Genomic DNA, 14,522 nt, shown 5'->3' with positions numbered 1-14,522 from the left:
CGACGTGCGATCCGTCACAGCGTGGTCCGCAGCGCCGGGATGACCACGCCCAGCAGGCCGCGCAGTAGGCCCTTGGTGATATCGAAGAAGTCGAAGTAGTCGCGCCACAGCGTGATCCGGCCGTCGTGGACCTCGAAGACGCCACATACCCAGAACTGCGCCCGGACCGGGCCGACGGTGATCGCGTCGGTGCGTTCGTTGAGCACGGTGGGCCCGTCGGCCGCGCTGCGGTGGATCTTGACGTCGAAGCCCATGCTGGGTCGCTGCATGCCGGCGAACAATTTGATGGCACGCCGGCGACCGTGAATCGTTGGGAGTCCGACGTTCTGATAGACCAGCCCGTCGGCCAGCAGTGAATCGGCGGTGTCGAGGTCCTTGTCGCGGAGTGCAGAGAAGAACTTCTCCACGATGGCGATGTTGGCTTCGGCTTCCAGATCGGTGCTCTGCTCCGTCATGGGGTCAGCTTAGTGCGCTGTGGCAGGCTGTGGCGATGCGCGTAGCCGTGGTCGCCGGCCCCGATCCCGGTCATTCCTTCCCAGCCATCGCGCTGTGCCTCAAATTGCAGGCCGCCGGCGCCGATCCCACGTTGTTCACCGGCGTCGAGTGGCTCGAGACCGCGCGCACGGCCGGCCTCGCGGCGACCGAGTTGCTGGGACTCGATCCCACCGAGGAGGACGACGACACCGACGCGGGGCAGAAGATCCACCGCCGGGCCGCCCGGATGGCGGTGCTCAATGCGCCACAGCTCGCGGAGCTCGCACCGGATCTGGTGGTCTCCGATGTCATCACCGCCTGCGGCGGGATGGCCGCGGAACTGCTCGGCATTCCGTGGGTGGAACTCAACCCGCACCCGCTCTACCTGCCGTCGAAGGGGTTGCCGCCGATCGGCAGCGGGCTGGCCCCGGGCACCGGGTTGCGGGGCCGGTTGCGCGATGCGGTCATGCGCAAGCTGACCGCGCGGTCCTGGCAGGCGGGTCTGGCGCAGCGCTCGGCGGCGCGGGTGAGTATCGGTCTGCCCGCCCGCGATCCGGGTCCGCTGCGTCGGCTGATCGCGACCCTGCCGGCGTTGGAGGTGCCGCGGCCGGACTGGCCCGCGGAGGCGGTGGTGGTGGGTCCGCTGCACTTCGAGCCGACCTCGCAGGTGCTCACCCCGCCGGCCGGGGACGGGCCGCTGATCGTGGTCGCGCCGTCGACGGCGACCACCGGGACCACCGGGATGGCCGAGCTGGCCCTGCAGTGCCTGGTCCCCGGGGACGGCCTGCCCGCCGGGACCCGGGTGGCGGTGTCGCGGCTCGGGGGAGCGGATCTCGAGGTCCCGCCGTGGGCCGTGGTCGGGCTGGGACGCCAGGACCGGTTGCTGACCGGTGCGAACCTGATGATCTGCGGTGGCGGACACGGCATCGTGGCCAAGACCCTGCTGGCCGGGGTACCCATGGTGGTGGTTCCGGGTGGCGGCGATCAATGGGAGATGGCCAATCGCGTTGTGCGCCAGGGCAGTGCGCAGCTGGTCCGGCCGTTGACCGCCGAGGCGCTGGTGGCGGCCGTCCGGGAAGTGCTGGCCGCCCCGCGCTACGCCGAGGCCGCCCGCGCCGCCGGTGCCTCGGCTGCCGAGGTCGCCGATCCGGTACGGGTGTGCCAGGAAGTAGTTCGGTAGATTCGTCGCGTGCGGTTGACCGAGTTCCACGTCCTTGTCACCGACCAATTCGGCGAGGTGCGGGGTGCCTCGCTGCTCGTCGACCACGTCCTGACCGGCGTGGGTGGGCGAACCGCCGCGCAAGCCATCGAGGACGGGGTCGAACCACGCGAGGTCTGGCGCGCGTTGTGTGCCGACTTCGACGTGCCCCGCGACCAGTGGTGAAAACATGAGCACCGTTGTCCTGGTGCACGGCGCCTGGCACGGCGCGTGGTGCTGGGAGCGGCTGACGCCGGAACTGCAGCGACGCGGGCACCGGGTGGTGGCCCCCGACCTGCCGATCGACGTCCCCACGGCGACCTTCGCCGACTACGCCGACGCGGTGATCGCGGCCATGGGTCCCGACGACGACCACATCGTGGTCGGGCATTCGCTGAGCGGCCACGTGGTGCCGCTGGTGGCGCAGCGCCGGACGGTGCGCCACGCGGTGTACCTGTGCGCGATGCTGCCCGAGGCCGGGCGCAGCCAGGCCGATCAGGAGCGCGACGGCGGCTTGACCGATCCGGCATATCTGCGCGGACTGAGCCGGGCGGACGGCTGCACCACCTGGAGCGACCACGAACTGGCCCGCACGCTGCTCTACCAGGACTGCGAGCCGGACATCGCGGCCGCCGCCCTGGCGCGGCTGCGCCCGCAGGCCTACGGGCCGGCCCGGCAGGTGTGGACGGACGATCCGCTGCCCGCCGGGGCGTCGACCTACATCGTCTGCGCCGAGGACCGGATTGTGAATCCGGACTGGTCACGACGGGTGGCGCCGGACCGGTTGGGTGCCGCGGTCATCGAGCTTGGGGGCGGTCACTCGCCGTTCTTGTCGCGACCCGCCGAGCTCGCCGGCGTCCTCGACGGCCTCGCCTGACACGCGCGGCGCGCCTAACTTGCACTCGAACACCTGTTCGTTATTGTGGTGAATGTTCGGCCGACGAGATTTGTCGGAGGGCTGATCTAGCGTCACTGCCAACCGACCGAACACCGGTCACCGAAACGACTACCGGAGGAACATCATGGCGCAGGCCCCCGATCGCGAGAAGGCCCTCGAGCTTGCTCTCGCGCAAATTGAGAAGAGTCACGGCAAGGGCTCGGTGATGCGGCTCGGCGACGAAACGCGCCAGCCGATCTCGGTGATCCCCACCGGATCCATCGCGCTGGATGTCGCGCTGGGTATCGGCGGCCTACCGCGTGGTCGCGTGGTCGAGATCTACGGCCCGGAATCCTCGGGTAAGACCACCGTGGCACTGCACGCGGTCGCCAACGCGCAGGCCGCCGGCGGAATCGCGGCGTTCATCGACGCCGAGCACGCACTGGACCCCGAGTACGCCAAGGCGCTCGGTGTGGATACCGATGCGCTGTTGGTGTCCCAGCCCGACACCGGCGAGCAGGCCCTGGAGATCGCCGACATGCTGATCCGTTCCGGTGCGCTGGACATCCTGGTCATCGACTCGGTGGCCGCGTTGGTCCCGCGCGCCGAGATCGAGGGCGAGATGGGCGACAGCCACGTCGGCCTGCAGGCCCGCCTGATGAGCCAGGCGCTCCGGAAGCTCACCGGCGCGCTGAGCAATTCAGGCACCACCGCGATCTTCATCAACCAGCTGCGCGAGAAAATCGGGGTGATGTTCGGCAGCCCGGAAACGACAACGGGCGGAAAGGCTTTGAAGTTCTACGCCTCGGTGCGCATCGACGTCCGACGGATCGAGACCCTCAAGGACGGCACCGACGCGGTGGGTAACCGCACCCGCGCCAAGATCGTCAAGAACAAGGTTGCGCCGCCGTTCAAGCAGGCCGAGTTCGACATCCTCTACGGCAAGGGCATCTCCAAGGAGGGCTCGCTCATCGACATGGGTGTCGAGCACGGCTTCATCCGCAAGTCCGGATCGTGGTTCACCTACGAGGGCGAGCAGCTGGGGCAGGGCAAGGAGAATGCGCGCAACTTCCTGCTGAACAACCCGGACGCGGCCGTGGAGATCGAGAAGAAGATCAAGGAGAAGCTCGGCATCGGCGCCGTGCTGACCGATGATGCGAGCGTTGGCTCAACCGGTGACGTCCTGCCCGCCCCCGTCGACTTCTGATCCCGCCGAGGCCGAGTCGGCCGAACAGGCCGACCCGGTCAAGCGCGCGGAGCAGGCGCGAGCAGTCTGTCTGCGCCTGCTCACCGTGCGGGCTCGCACCCGCGCCGAACTCACCGAACAACTGAGCAAGCGCGGGTATCCCGACGAGATCAGCGGGGCGGTGTTGAACCGGCTGGCCGAGGTGGGCCTGATCGATGACGCCGACTTCGCCGAGCAGTGGGTGCGCTCGCGCCGGATCAACGCCGGCAAGGGCAAACGCGCGCTGGCGGCCGAACTTCGCACCAAGGGCGTCGACGACGAGGTGATCAGCGCGGCGCTGGCCGACATCGATGCCGGCGCCGAACGCCAACGTGCCGAGGAGTTGGTGCGGGCCAAGTTGCGCCGCGACCGGTTGGCCGAGGGCGACGATCCCAAGATCACCCGCCGGCTCGTCGCGATGCTGACCCGCCGCGGTTATCAGCAGGGCATGGCCTTCGACGTGGTCACCGCGGAACTGGCGGCCGAACGGGACCGACGCCGGGTCTAGTGCTCCCGGTCAATCCCCGGGCTGTTCGGTGCGCTGCTCGGCGGCCATCGGCTCGGGGGCCCGGCGGGACTGCCGTAGCCGGCGCTCGACCCGCACTGCGAGTGCGGACAGCGCAAAGTTGACTGCGATCATCAACACCGCGATCACGATGAGCGCCGGAATGTAGTTGCCGTATGCGGAACCGACCACGGTGCCCTGTCGGACCATCTCGACGAACGTGATCTGGTAGCCGATCGCGGTGTCCTTGAGCACCACCACCAACTGCGAGATCAAGACCGGCAGCATCGCGGTGATCGCCTGCGGCAACTGGATGGAACGCATGGTCTGACCCCAGGTCAGGCCCAACGACGCGGCCGCCTCGGCCTGCCCCCGCGGCAGCGAGTGCACCCCCGCGCGCACGATCTCGGCGATCACCGCACCGTTGTAGAGCGTGAGTCCGGTGATCACCCCGGCCAGCGCCACCTGCTGCGACGGAAACAGCCCGTACTGCGCGTACAGGAAGTACGCGAAGATCATCATGATCAGCACGGGCACCGCGCGGAAGAACTCCACGAGCACCGAACAGACCCACCGCACCGCGGCATTCGGGGCCAGCCGGCCCACGCCGAGCACCAGGCCCAGTACCAGCGCCAGCACAATCGAGATCGCGGCGGCCGTCAGCGTGCCCTGGATGCCGGGCAGCACGTAGGTCCGCCACAGGTTGCCGGTCAGGAACGGCTGCCACTTCTCGGCCGTCAACTGGCCCTTGTCCGCGAGTGCGGCATAGCCGACCCAGGCGATCAGCGCCAACACCGCGACGGTGACCGCGGTCGCGATGTGGTTGCGGACCCGCGCCCGCGGGCCCGGGGCGTCGAACAGGACCGTCGCGCCGCTCATCGCGCCACCGCCATCCGCTTGCTGAGCCAGCCGAAGAACAACCCCATCGGCAGCGTCAGCACCACGAAGCCGATCGCGAAGATGGTGCCGACCGCCACCAGCGCCGCGGTGTTCTCGATCATTTCCTTCATCAGCAGCGCCGCCTCGGCCACCCCGATCGCCGAGGCGATCGTGGTGTTCTTGGTCAACGCGATCAGCACCGACCCCAACGGAATGATCACCGCGCGGAACGCCTGTGGCAGCAACACTATTCGCAGGTTCTGGCTGAAGGTGAAACCGAGGGAGCGGGCCGCCTCGGCCTGGCCGAGCGGCACGGTGTTGACGCCCGATCGGACCGTCTCACACACGAACGAGGCCGTGTAGACGGCCAGGCCCAACACCGCCAGGCGAAAGTTGCTGTCGGCGACCGAGGTTGGCGAGCCCGCCTCGACCAGCGTGAACCCCAGCGTCTGGGACACGCCGAAGGAGCAGAACAGCAGGATCAACGTCAACGGGGTATTGCGCACCACGTTGACGTAGCTGGTGCCGATCCAGTTGAGGACCGGTACCGGCGCCAGCCGCATCGCGGCCAGCGCCGTCCCGAGTACCAACGCGCCCAGGCCCGAGTACAGCGTCAGCTTGATGGTCACCAGGAACGCCGCGAGCACCTGCTCGCGGTATTCGGTCAGAACCTCCACTGGCTACCCGGTCCCGTGCGCGGTCTCAGGACCGGTCGACCGCGGGCGGCGTCGGGGTGGCGATGCCGGCCGGACCCAGGTTCTGCTCGAACGCGGCGGCCCAGGCTCCGTCGGCCTGCATCTGCTCCAGCGCGTCGTTGATCTGGTCCCGCAGTTCCGCGTCGCCCTTCTTCAGGCCGACCCCGTAGCGCTCCTCGGAGAACGGTTCGCCGACGATCTTGAACGCCCCCGGAGTCTGCGCGGCGTAGCCGGCCAGGATCACCTCGTCGGTGGTCAGCGCGTCGACGGCCTTGTTCTTCAACGCCTCCACGCAGGCCGAGTAGGTGTCGTACTGCTGCAATTGCACACCGGGGAACTCGTCCTTGATCTTCTGCGCGGGGGTCGAACCGGTGACCGAGCACAGCACCTTGTTGTTCTCCAGCGAATCCTTGCCGGTGATGTCGGTGTTGTCCGCGCGCACCAGCAGGCTCTGGCCGGTGAGCAGGTACGGGCCGGCGAAGTCGACCTTTTCCTTACGGGAGTCGGTGATCGAGTAGGTCGCGACGATGTAGTCGACCTGACCGTTCTGGATCAGCGTCTCGCGCTGGCCGGACGGGGCTTCCTTCCATTCGATCTGCTCGGGGGAGTAGCCCAGCTTGTCGGCGATGTAGGCGGCGACGTCGACGTCGAAGCCGCTCATGGAACCGTCCGGATTCTTGATCGCCAGGCCCGGCTGGTCGAACTTGGTGCCGATGACGATCTTGTTCTCGTCGCTGCCGCATGCGGTCAGCGCCAACGGCAGCAGCGCGGCCAGCGCGGCGGCCGCGACCCGGCGGAATCGGAAGGTGGGCATGGAGTTTCCTTTCGCCATCAGTGATTGAGGATCTTTCCAAGGAAGTCCTTGGCGCGGTCGGTCGTCGGGTTGGAGAAGAACTCCTGCGGCGGGGCGTCCTCGACGATGGCCCCGTCGGACATGAACACCACCCGGTCGGCGGCGCGGCGGGCAAAGCCCATCTCGTGGGTGACCACCAGCATGGTCATTCCGCCTTCGGCCAGCGCCGTCATCACCGCGAGGACCTCGTTGATCATCTCGGGGTCCAGCGCGCTGGTGGGCTCGTCGAACAGCATCACCTTGGGCTTCATCGCCAACGACCGGGCGATGGCCACCCGCTGCTGCTGCCCCCCGGAGAGCTGCGCGGGATACTTGTCGGCCTGGTTGGCCACGCCGACTCGCTCGAGCAACGCCATCGCCTCGGCCCGGGCCTGCTCCTTGGGCGTTCTGCGGACCTTGGTCGGCGCCAACGCCACATTCTCCAGGATCGTCTTGTGCGCGAACAGGTTGAAGGACTGGAACACCATTCCGACGTCGCTGCGCAACTCGGCGAGCTTGCGTCCCTCGCTCGGCAGTTCCCGGCCGTCGATCGTGATGGTGCCCGAATCGATCGGTTCGAGGCGATTGACGGCCCGACACAGCGTGGACTTGCCCGAGCCGGACGGTCCCAGCACCACGATCACCTGACCGCGGCGCACCTCGAGGTCGATGTCCTTGAGGACGTGGAGATCACCGAAGTATTTGTTGACCGCGGAAAGAGAGATCATCGGCACGTCGTTCTCAGCGGCGGCGGCCATGGGCCAAGACCTTACCCACCCAACCCGCGATGCGCGCGCAGGCGCGGAAACCGTCGAGTTGGGTCTGGTGCGCACCCGTCCGTACCATGGACGGGTGACTTCGGCCTGTGCTCCCGCGACCCAGCCGCCTGTCGCGCCGTCTGCGGAACCGACCCGCACGTATCAGGTCAGAACCTACGGCTGCCAGATGAACGTGCACGACTCGGAGCGGCTGGCCGGCCTGCTGGACGCCGCCGGGTACCGGCGCGCCCCCGACGGGACCGACGCCGACATCGTGGTGTTCAACACCTGCGCGGTCCGCGAGAACGCCGACAACAAGCTGTACGGCAACCTCAGCCATCTGGTGCCGCGCAAGCAGCGCGACCCGAACATGCAGATCGCGGTGGGTGGCTGCCTGGCACAAAAGGATCGCGAAGCGGTGCTCACCCGCGCGCCGTGGGTCGACGTGGTCTTCGGCACCCACAACATCGGTTCGCTGCCGACGCTGCTCGAACGCGCCCGGCACAACCGGGTCGCCCAGGTCGAGATCGCCGAGGCCCTCGAAGAGTTTCCCTCGGCGCTGCCGGCGGCCCGTGAATCCGCCTATGCCGCATGGGTTTCCATCTCGGTGGGATGCAACAACACCTGCACGTTCTGCATCGTGCCCGCGCTCCGCGGCAAGGAGGTGGACCGCCGTCCGGGTGACATCCTCGCCGAGGTCGAATCGCTGGTCTCCCAGGGCGTGCTGGAAGTCACGCTGCTCGGTCAGAACGTCAACGCCTACGGGGTGTCGTTCGCCGATCCCGAGACCCCGCGCGACCGCGGCGCTTTCGCCGCCCTGCTGCGCGCCTGCGGCCGCGTCGACGGGCTGGAACGGGTGCGCTTCACCTCACCGCATCCGGCCGAGTTCACCGACGACGTGATCGAGGCCATGGCGCAGACCCCCAACGTGTGCCCCGCGCTGCACATGCCGTTGCAGTCCGGCTCCGACCGCATCCTGAAGGCCATGCGGCGCTCCTACCGCGCCGACCGGTACCTCGGCATCATCGACCGCGTCCGCGAGGCGATGCCGCACGCCGCGATCACCACCGACATCATCGTGGGGTTCCCCGGCGAGACCGAAGCGGATTTCGAGGCGACCCTCGAGGTGGTCCGGCGCGCCCGGTTCGTCAGCGCCTACACCTTCCAGTATTCGAAGCGTCCGGGCACACCGGCCGCCGACCTGCCCGATCAACTGTCCAAGGCCGTCGTCCAGGAACGATACGAACGGCTCATCGCACTCCAGGAGGAGATTTCCCTGCAGCAAAACACTGCGCAACTCGGCAACACCGTCGAACTTCTGGTTGCCGCGGGTGAGGGTCGCAAGGACACCGCTACGGCGCGGATGAGCGGCCGCGCACGCGACGGCCGCCTGGTGCACTTCGTGCCCGGCGGGGCCGGGGTCCGTCCCGGCGACGTGGTCAAGACCGTCGTCACCGCGGCCGCACCGCATCACCTGATCGCCGACGGCGCGCTGCTCGAGCACCGCCGCACCCGCGCCGGCGATGCGCACGAGACGGGTCAACGGCCCCGCACCGTCGGGCTGGGACTGCCCGGTCTCGGTGTCCCGGCCCCGGCGCCCGCGGCCGCGGGGTGCGCACGATGACCGCGCCGCGCGGTGCCGACGACTTCGAGGGCTTCCGGGCCGACATCGAAGCGGCCGAGAAGCGGGTGGCCGGCGAGATCGACCCCGGTGCCCGGGCGTTGGTGGTGGCCGTCCTGGTCTTCGTGCTGCTGGTCTCGTTCATCCTGCCGCACACCGGCGCCGCGCGCGGCGTCGACGTCCTACTCGGTAACGATGCCGCGATGGAGGTCGGCGTGGCCATGCCGCACCGGTTGTTCTGCTGGCTGGCGCTGATCTTCGGCGTGGGCTTTTCGATGCTGGGTCTGCTGACCCGGCGCTGGGTGCTGGCGTGGGTGGCGCTGGCCGGCTCCTGGCTGGCGGCCGCGATCGGCATGTTGGCGGTGTGGACCCGCCAGACCGCGGCGCCCGGCGAACCCGGCCCCGGGATCGGCCTGTTCCTGGCCTGGGTGGCCGTCATCCTGTTGGCGTTCCACTGGGCGCGGGTGGTGTGGACCCGCACCGCGGTGCAGCTGGCGGCCGAGGACGCCCGGCGCCAGGAGGCCGCCAAGCGGCAGTCCCGGAGTCTCCTCGATGACCTGCCGCCGGCCGCCGATCCGCCCGACGAGCCCCCGCGGGAGCCCTGAGCGTCAGCGCTTTCTGGTCAGCGCACCCTCAGCCGCCGCGGCCCACTGCCGCCACTGCTCGGCGTTGGCCTTGGCCTCCTCGGCCTCCTTGGTGCGGCCCGCCGCTTCGGCCTTGGCGGCCTGCTTCTCGTACTGGGCCACCCGAGCGCGGAACTGCTCGGCGCGCGCCTGCGCCTGCGGGTCGGTCCAGCCGGCGTCCGCGGCGTCGCGAACCTTCTTCTCCACCGCACGCAGCCGCCGCTCCAGGTCGGTGCGCTCGCGCGGCACCTTCCCGATCGCATCCCACTTCTCGCCGATGGCCCGGAACGCCGCCCGGGCGGCGTCGGCGTTGGACAGGTCGATCTTCTCGGCCTGGGCCAGCAGCGCCTCCTTGGCGGTGGCGTTGGCCTTGAACTCGGCGTCGCGCTCGGCGGTCACCGCGTTGCGGGCCGAGAAGAACTTGTCCTGCGCGGCCTTGAACCGGCGCCATAGCGCGTCGTCGACATCCTTGGATGCCCGCCCGGCGGCCTTCCACTCCGCGAGCAGGTCGCGGAACGCCCCGCTGGTGGGACCCCAATCCGTCGAGTCGCACAGCGCCTCGGCGCGTTCGCAGAGCTTCTCCTTGGCCTGCCTGGCGCCCACCCGTTCGCGGTCCAGCTCGGCGAAGTGCGAGCCGCGACGCCGGTTGAACGTCTCGCGGGCCGCTGAATAACGCTTCCACAGCGCGTCGTCGGTTTTGCGGTCCAGGCCGGTGATGGTCTTCCACTCGTCGAGGATCGCGCGGAGCCGATCACCGGCGGCCTTCCACTGCGTGGCGTTGGCCGCGAGGTCCTCGGCCTCGGCGGCCAGCGCCTCCTTGCGGGCGGTCTGCGCCGCGCGGTGTTCCTCGCGCTTGGCCTTCTCCTCGGCGGCCGCGGTCTCGGCGTGTTCGGCGATCTTGCCCAGCCGGGCCGCCAGGGCGTCGATATCGCCGAGCACGCTGGCCGTCGGCAGCGTCTCGGCCAGTGTCGCCGCCGCGGCCTTGATCTTGCGGGCGTCGCCGGTGCCGGACTCCAGCCGGCGCTCCATCAGCGTGATCTCGGTCGCCAGGTCGTCGAAGCGGCGACCGAAGTGTACGAACGCCGCCTCGGCGTCGCCCGCCTGCCACGATCCGATGACCCGCTCACCGGAGCTACTGATCAACCACACCGTGCCGTCGTCGTCGACGCGGCCGAACCGGTGTGGGTCACTCGACGGGACTGCGGGCACCACCGCGGCCGGGTGTGGCCCCGGCCGAGGCCCCGGCCTGGGGATCGGCCCCGGAACGGGGCGGGGGGCCGGTGTCGGGGACGCTTCGCCGTTCATCGGATCTTGTGTGGTCATGGCCTACCGGTACCTATTCTCCAAGCGGATTTCTCCGCGCACTGCCGCGCGACGCGGCGCCTTGTCTAACAGGGGTATTCAAGCAGGTAGTCTCGCCGGACATGGCCAAAGCCGACATCGCCGCCCTGTTGGCCCTGGGCGCGGCCCTGTTCATCGCGATCGGCGATGTCATCCATCAGCGCACAGCGCACCAGGTCACCGACGCGCCGGTGGGCCACGCCGGCCTGTTTCTGAAGCTGCTGCGGGAACGTATCTGGTGGCTCGGCAGCGGCGTGGGTGCGATCGGATTCGCGCTGCAGGCGACCGCGCTGGGGCTGGGGTCGGTGCTGCTGGTGCAGGCGATTCTGGTGACCTCGCTGCTGTTTGCGCTGCCGCTGAGCGCCCGGGCCGCGCACCGACGCGTCACCCGCGCCGAGTGGACCTGGGCGGTGCTGCTGGCCGCCTCGGTGGCCATCATCGTCACCGTCGGCAATCCGACGGCCGGCCAAGCCCGGGCCACCACGCAGACCTGGGCCGTGGTCGCCGCGGTCCTCGTGCCGTTGTTGATCGGCTGCGTGCTGGCCGCGGGCCGCAGCACCGGCCCGGCGCGCGCGGTGCTGCTGGCGCTGGTCTCCGGCGCGCTCTGGGGGGTGTTCGCGGTGCTGACCAAGGGCCTGGTGGAGCTGCTCGGTGCGGGCGCCGGGGCGCTGTTGCGGTCCCCGGAGCTCTACGCGTGGGTGCTGGTGGCGGTCGCCGGGACGGCGTGGCAGCAGTCGGCGTTCCGGGCGGGGGCCATCACCGCGTCATTGCCGACGATGACCATCGCCGAGCCGCTGGTGGCCTCCGTGTTGGGCATCGTCGTGCTCGGGGAGACGCTACGTCCCGGCGAGTCGGGCTGGCTGATCCTGCTGGTCGCGATCGCGATGATGGTGATCGCCACCGCGGCACTGGCCCGGGACGAGGCGAAGGCCGGCGCCGCGGCCGCCGCCCGATAACGTTGCAGCCGTGTTGACCGCCGTCGCGATCATTCCCTCGGCACCCGTGTTGGTGCCGCAGTTGGCGGGCGCCGCCGCCGATGAGCTCGCCGCGGCTCGCGAGGCGGTGCTGGCCAGCGCGGCGGCGTTGCCGGACCGGTGGATCGCGGTAGGAGCGGGTCCGCTCGCCGGCGCGGCGAGCCCGGCGGCCACGGGCACGTTCGCCGGCTACGGGGTCGACGTGCCGGTGGGTCTTTCGGCGGACGCCGCCCAGCCCGCGGATCTCCCGCTGTGCGCCCTGATCACCGGCTGGGTGCGCGGCATCGCGGCCCCGGCGGCCCGTGCCGAGGTGCGATGGTTCGCCCCGGACGGTGACGCCGAGGACGCCACCGCAGCCGGTGCGCGGCTGCGCGCCGAGATCGACGCCGTCGCCGACGAGGTGGGCGTGCTGGTCGTCGCCGACGGCGCGCACACCTTGACCCCGGGCGCGCCCGGGGGCCACCAGCCGGAATCGGTGGCCGTGCAGCAGCGCCTCGAGGATGCGTTGGCCGGCGGCGACGGTGCCGCGCTGCGGCGGCTCCCGGAACTGATCGTGGGCCGGGTGCCGTTCGCGGTGCTCGCCGGCCTCCTGGAACAGCCGCGGCAGGCCCGTGCCTACTACCGCGGTGCGCCCTTCGGTGTCGGCTACTTCGCGGGCGTCTGGCTGCCGTGAGACCCATCGCGGTGATCGGGCCGACGGGCACCGGCAAATCCGCCCTGGCGCTGGACCTGGCCGAACGCCTCGGCGGGGAGATCGTCAACGCCGACGCCATGCAGCTGTACCGCGGAATGGACATCGGGACCGCCAAGCTCACCCGGGAGCAGCGCCGCGGCATTCCACACCGCCAACTCGACGTGCTCGATGTCGTCGAGACCGCCTCGGTGGCGCGCTATCAGCAGGCGGCGGCCGCCGACGTCGAGGACATCGCCGCGCGCGGGGCGGTGCCGGTGATCGTCGGCGGGTCCATGCTCTACCTGCAGTCACTGCTCGACGACTGGGCGTTTCCGGCCACCGACCCCGCGGTGCGGGCGCGCTGGGAGCAGCGACTCACCGAGGTCGGCACCGCGGCGCTGCACGCCGAGCTCGGCGTGCGGGACCCGGCGGCGGCCGCGGCGATCCGGCCCACCGACGGTCGGCGCATCGTGCGCGCGCTCGAGGTGATCGAGCTGACCGGGCAACCGTTCGCGGCGTCGGCCCCGACCATCGGCGCGGTGCCGCGTTGGGACACCGCGATCATCGGATTGGACTGGGACACCGAACTTCTCGACGAGCGGCTGCGCACCCGCACCGACGCGATGTTCGACCACGGACTGGTCGAGGAGGTGCGTGCGCTCTGCGAGGTCGGCCTGCGGGCGGGGGTGACCGCCTCCCGCGCGCTCGGGTATGCGCAGGTGCTGGCCGACCTCGACGCCGGCGGCGACGGTCATGGCGGCCGCGAGCCCACCTTCACGGGCACCCGCCGATATGTGCGACGGCAACGGTCGTGGTTTCGTCGCGACCACCGGGTGCGCTGGCTCGACGGGGCGGGGACCGAACTGCTGAGTCAGGCGTTGTCGGCCTGGCGGCACGTATCCTGAACAGGTGAAGTTCGCCAAGGGGCACGGCACACAGAACGACTTCGTGCTGCTGCTCGACATCCCCGCCGAGGTGGAGCTGTCCGCTGCGGCGGTCAGTGCGCTGTGCGATCGCCGGCGCGGCCTCGGTGCCGACGGGGTGCTGCGGGTGACCCGGGCCGGTGCGGCCGTGGCCGCCGGCGTCCTCGGCGCGCTGCCTGCCGGCGTCGCCGCCGACGACTGGTTCATGGACTACCGCAACGCCGACGGATCGGTCGCCGAGATGTGCGGCAACGGCGTGCGGGTGTTCGCCCACTACCTGTGCGCGACAGGACTGGAGTCGGGCGCCGAGTTCGTGGTCGGCACCGTGGCCGGCGCGCGGCCGGTGGTGGTGCACGGACATGACGCGGTCAACGCCGATGTCACGGTGGACATGGGCAAGGCCAACTTCTTCGGAACCGGCGCCGCCACCGTCGGCGGCCGGCGTTTCACCGGCCTGGCGGTCGATGTCGGCAATCCGCATCTGGCCTGCGTGGACCCCACGCTGACGGCTGCGGAGCTGGCCGCGCTGGATGTCGCCGCACCCGTGGACTTCGACGCCGCGCTGTTTCCCGACGGCGTCAACATCGAGGTGCTCACCGCGCCGGTGGATTCAGTTGTCGACCGGCCTCTTCCTCGCGGAACTACACCGCTCGTCGAACCGGTCGGCAATGCCGTGCGGATGCGCGTCCACGAACGCGGCGTGGGCGAGACCCGGTCCTGCGGAACCGGCACGGTCGCGGCCGCGGTGGCCGCGCTGCGACACCTCGACGCCGACACCGGGACGGTGCGCGTGGCGGTGCCCGGCGGCGAGGTCGCCGTGACGATCACCGACGCGACCAGCTACCTGCGCGGACCGTCGGTGTTGGTGGCCCACGGCGAATTGGCGCGGGCCTGGTGGAGCGCGCAGACGTGAAACTCATTGGC

General features: G+C 70.2%; 17 protein-coding genes. 11 read left to right on the top strand and 6 right to left on the bottom strand.

Annotated elements, in window-relative coordinates:
- Positions 1 to 14 precede the first annotated feature (14 nt).
- A complete protein-coding gene (locus RCP80_RS15410) occupies positions 15 to 455 on the bottom strand; it encodes a limonene-1,2-epoxide hydrolase family protein (protein WP_308478501.1) in 441 nt (146 codons plus the stop codon).
- A gap of 35 nt (positions 456 to 490) precedes the next feature.
- Here RCP80_RS15410 and RCP80_RS15405 point away from each other — a divergent pair, with 35 nt between their 5' ends.
- The 5 genes from RCP80_RS15405 to recX all read left to right on the top strand — a co-directional run bounded on the left by RCP80_RS15405 (position 491) and on the right by recX (position 4,282).
- Positions 491 to 1,654, top strand: a complete 1,164-nt coding sequence (locus RCP80_RS15405) for a glycosyltransferase (RefSeq protein ID WP_308478500.1) — start codon at positions 491 to 493, stop codon at positions 1,652 to 1,654.
- A gap of 9 nt (positions 1,655 to 1,663) precedes the next feature.
- On the top strand, positions 1,664 to 1,858 hold the full coding sequence (locus RCP80_RS15400; RefSeq protein ID WP_308478499.1) for a DUF3046 domain-containing protein: 195 nt from the start codon (positions 1,664 to 1,666) through the stop codon (positions 1,856 to 1,858).
- 4 nt (positions 1,859 to 1,862) lie between these two features.
- On the top strand, positions 1,863 to 2,549 hold the full coding sequence (locus RCP80_RS15395) for an alpha/beta hydrolase (protein ID WP_308478498.1): 687 nt from the start codon (positions 1,863 to 1,865) through the stop codon (positions 2,547 to 2,549).
- A 145-nt stretch (positions 2,550 to 2,694) separates the two neighbouring features.
- Positions 2,695 to 3,756 (top strand): recombinase RecA, encoded by a 1,062-nt coding sequence (gene recA, locus RCP80_RS15390; RefSeq protein WP_308478497.1) that lies wholly within the window; start codon positions 2,695 to 2,697, stop codon positions 3,754 to 3,756.
- Positions 3,725 to 4,282, top strand: coding sequence for a recombination regulator RecX (gene recX, locus RCP80_RS15385; RefSeq protein ID WP_308482863.1), 558 nt, complete (start codon positions 3,725 to 3,727; stop codon positions 4,280 to 4,282). The genes recA and recX overlap by 32 nt, the downstream gene beginning before the upstream one ends.
- A gap of 9 nt (positions 4,283 to 4,291) precedes the next feature.
- Here the strand turns inward: recX and RCP80_RS15380 are convergent, their stop codons facing one another.
- The 4 genes from RCP80_RS15380 to RCP80_RS15365 are packed head-to-tail and all read right to left on the bottom strand — an operon-like array spanning position 4,292 to position 7,413.
- On the bottom strand, positions 4,292 to 5,158 hold the full coding sequence (locus tag RCP80_RS15380) for an amino acid ABC transporter permease (protein ID WP_308478496.1): 867 nt from the start codon (positions 5,156 to 5,158) through the stop codon (positions 4,292 to 4,294).
- Positions 5,155 to 5,835 (bottom strand): amino acid ABC transporter permease, encoded by a 681-nt coding sequence (locus RCP80_RS15375; protein ID WP_308478495.1) that lies wholly within the window; start codon positions 5,833 to 5,835, stop codon positions 5,155 to 5,157. Before RCP80_RS15375 ends, RCP80_RS15380 begins: the two co-directional genes overlap by 4 nt.
- A gap of 25 nt (positions 5,836 to 5,860) precedes the next feature.
- Complete coding sequence (locus tag RCP80_RS15370; protein ID WP_308478494.1) at positions 5,861 to 6,667, bottom strand: glutamate ABC transporter substrate-binding protein; 807 nt, start codon at positions 6,665 to 6,667, stop codon at positions 5,861 to 5,863.
- Positions 6,668 to 6,684: 17 nt separating this feature from the next.
- Complete coding sequence (locus RCP80_RS15365; RefSeq protein WP_308482862.1) at positions 6,685 to 7,413, bottom strand: amino acid ABC transporter ATP-binding protein; 729 nt, start codon at positions 7,411 to 7,413, stop codon at positions 6,685 to 6,687.
- Between the two features lie 124 nt (positions 7,414 to 7,537).
- On the opposite strand from RCP80_RS15365, the gene miaB reads away from it, so the two are divergent.
- Both miaB and RCP80_RS15355 read left to right on the top strand, forming a co-directional pair.
- On the top strand, positions 7,538 to 9,067 hold the full coding sequence (gene miaB, locus RCP80_RS15360) for a tRNA (N6-isopentenyl adenosine(37)-C2)-methylthiotransferase MiaB (protein WP_308478493.1): 1,530 nt from the start codon (positions 7,538 to 7,540) through the stop codon (positions 9,065 to 9,067).
- Positions 9,064 to 9,669, top strand: a complete 606-nt coding sequence (locus tag RCP80_RS15355; protein WP_308478492.1) for an Rv2732c family membrane protein — start codon at positions 9,064 to 9,066, stop codon at positions 9,667 to 9,669. The genes miaB and RCP80_RS15355 overlap by 4 nt, the downstream gene beginning before the upstream one ends.
- A gap of 3 nt (positions 9,670 to 9,672) precedes the next feature.
- Here the strand turns inward: RCP80_RS15355 and RCP80_RS15350 are convergent, their stop codons facing one another.
- Complete coding sequence (locus tag RCP80_RS15350; RefSeq protein WP_308478491.1) at positions 9,673 to 11,010, bottom strand: DUF349 domain-containing protein; 1,338 nt, start codon at positions 11,008 to 11,010, stop codon at positions 9,673 to 9,675.
- A gap of 101 nt (positions 11,011 to 11,111) precedes the next feature.
- Here RCP80_RS15350 and RCP80_RS15345 point away from each other — a divergent pair, with 101 nt between their 5' ends.
- The 4 genes from RCP80_RS15345 to dapF are packed head-to-tail and all read left to right on the top strand — an operon-like array spanning position 11,112 to position 14,511.
- The gene (locus RCP80_RS15345; protein ID WP_308478490.1) at positions 11,112 to 11,984 is read left to right on the top strand and encodes a DMT family transporter; all 873 of its coding nucleotides are present in this window, start codon (positions 11,112 to 11,114) and stop codon (positions 11,982 to 11,984) included.
- Between the two features lie 10 nt (positions 11,985 to 11,994).
- Entirely contained in the window at positions 11,995 to 12,675 is a 681-nt protein-coding gene (locus RCP80_RS15340; protein WP_308478489.1) for a class III extradiol ring-cleavage dioxygenase family protein, read from the top strand.
- The gene (gene miaA / locus RCP80_RS15335) at positions 12,672 to 13,580 is read left to right on the top strand and encodes a tRNA (adenosine(37)-N6)-dimethylallyltransferase MiaA (protein WP_308478488.1); all 909 of its coding nucleotides are present in this window, start codon (positions 12,672 to 12,674) and stop codon (positions 13,578 to 13,580) included. The genes RCP80_RS15340 and miaA overlap by 4 nt, the downstream gene beginning before the upstream one ends.
- Before the next feature lie 4 nt (positions 13,581 to 13,584).
- On the top strand, positions 13,585 to 14,511 hold the full coding sequence (gene dapF, locus RCP80_RS15330) for a diaminopimelate epimerase (protein ID WP_308478487.1): 927 nt from the start codon (positions 13,585 to 13,587) through the stop codon (positions 14,509 to 14,511).
- The last annotated feature ends 11 nt before the right edge of the window (positions 14,512 to 14,522 follow it).

It is taken from the genome of Mycolicibacterium sp. MU0053, from assembly GCF_963378095.1.
GTDB lineage: Bacteria > Actinomycetota > Actinomycetes > Mycobacteriales > Mycobacteriaceae > Mycobacterium > Mycobacterium burgundiense.
Note: the sequence above shows the minus strand (reverse complement) of the source record. Positions and strands in the feature narration are given on the sequence as shown.

What these genes read in the sequence shown, in the direction of transcription:
- RCP80_RS15405 (WP_308478500.1), top strand. Translation starts at nt 491, where the DNA reads ATGCGCGTAGCCGTGGTCGCCGGCCCCGATCCCGGTCATTCCTTCCCA.
- RCP80_RS15355 (WP_308478492.1), top strand. Translation starts at nt 9,064, where the DNA reads ATGACCGCGCCGCGCGGTGCCGACGACTTCGAGGGCTTCCGGGCCGAC.
- RCP80_RS15380 (WP_308478496.1), bottom strand. Translation starts at nt 5,158, where the DNA reads ATGAGCGGCGCGACGGTCCTGTTCGACGCCCCGGGCCCGCGGGCGCGG.
- RCP80_RS15365 (WP_308482862.1), bottom strand. Translation starts at nt 7,413, where the DNA reads ATGATCTCTCTTTCCGCGGTCAACAAATACTTCGGTGATCTCCACGTC.
- RCP80_RS15350 (WP_308478491.1), bottom strand. Translation starts at nt 11,010, where the DNA reads ATGACCACACAAGATCCGATGAACGGCGAAGCGTCCCCGACACCGGCC.
- recA (WP_308478497.1), top strand. Translation starts at nt 2,695, where the DNA reads ATGGCGCAGGCCCCCGATCGCGAGAAGGCCCTCGAGCTTGCTCTCGCG.
- RCP80_RS15395 (WP_308478498.1), top strand. Translation starts at nt 1,863, where the DNA reads ATGAGCACCGTTGTCCTGGTGCACGGCGCCTGGCACGGCGCGTGGTGC.
- RCP80_RS15370 (WP_308478494.1), bottom strand. Translation starts at nt 6,667, where the DNA reads ATGCCCACCTTCCGATTCCGCCGGGTCGCGGCCGCCGCGCTGGCCGCG.
- RCP80_RS15345 (WP_308478490.1), top strand. Translation starts at nt 11,112, where the DNA reads ATGGCCAAAGCCGACATCGCCGCCCTGTTGGCCCTGGGCGCGGCCCTG.
- RCP80_RS15410 (WP_308478501.1), bottom strand. Translation starts at nt 455, where the DNA reads ATGACGGAGCAGAGCACCGATCTGGAAGCCGAAGCCAACATCGCCATC.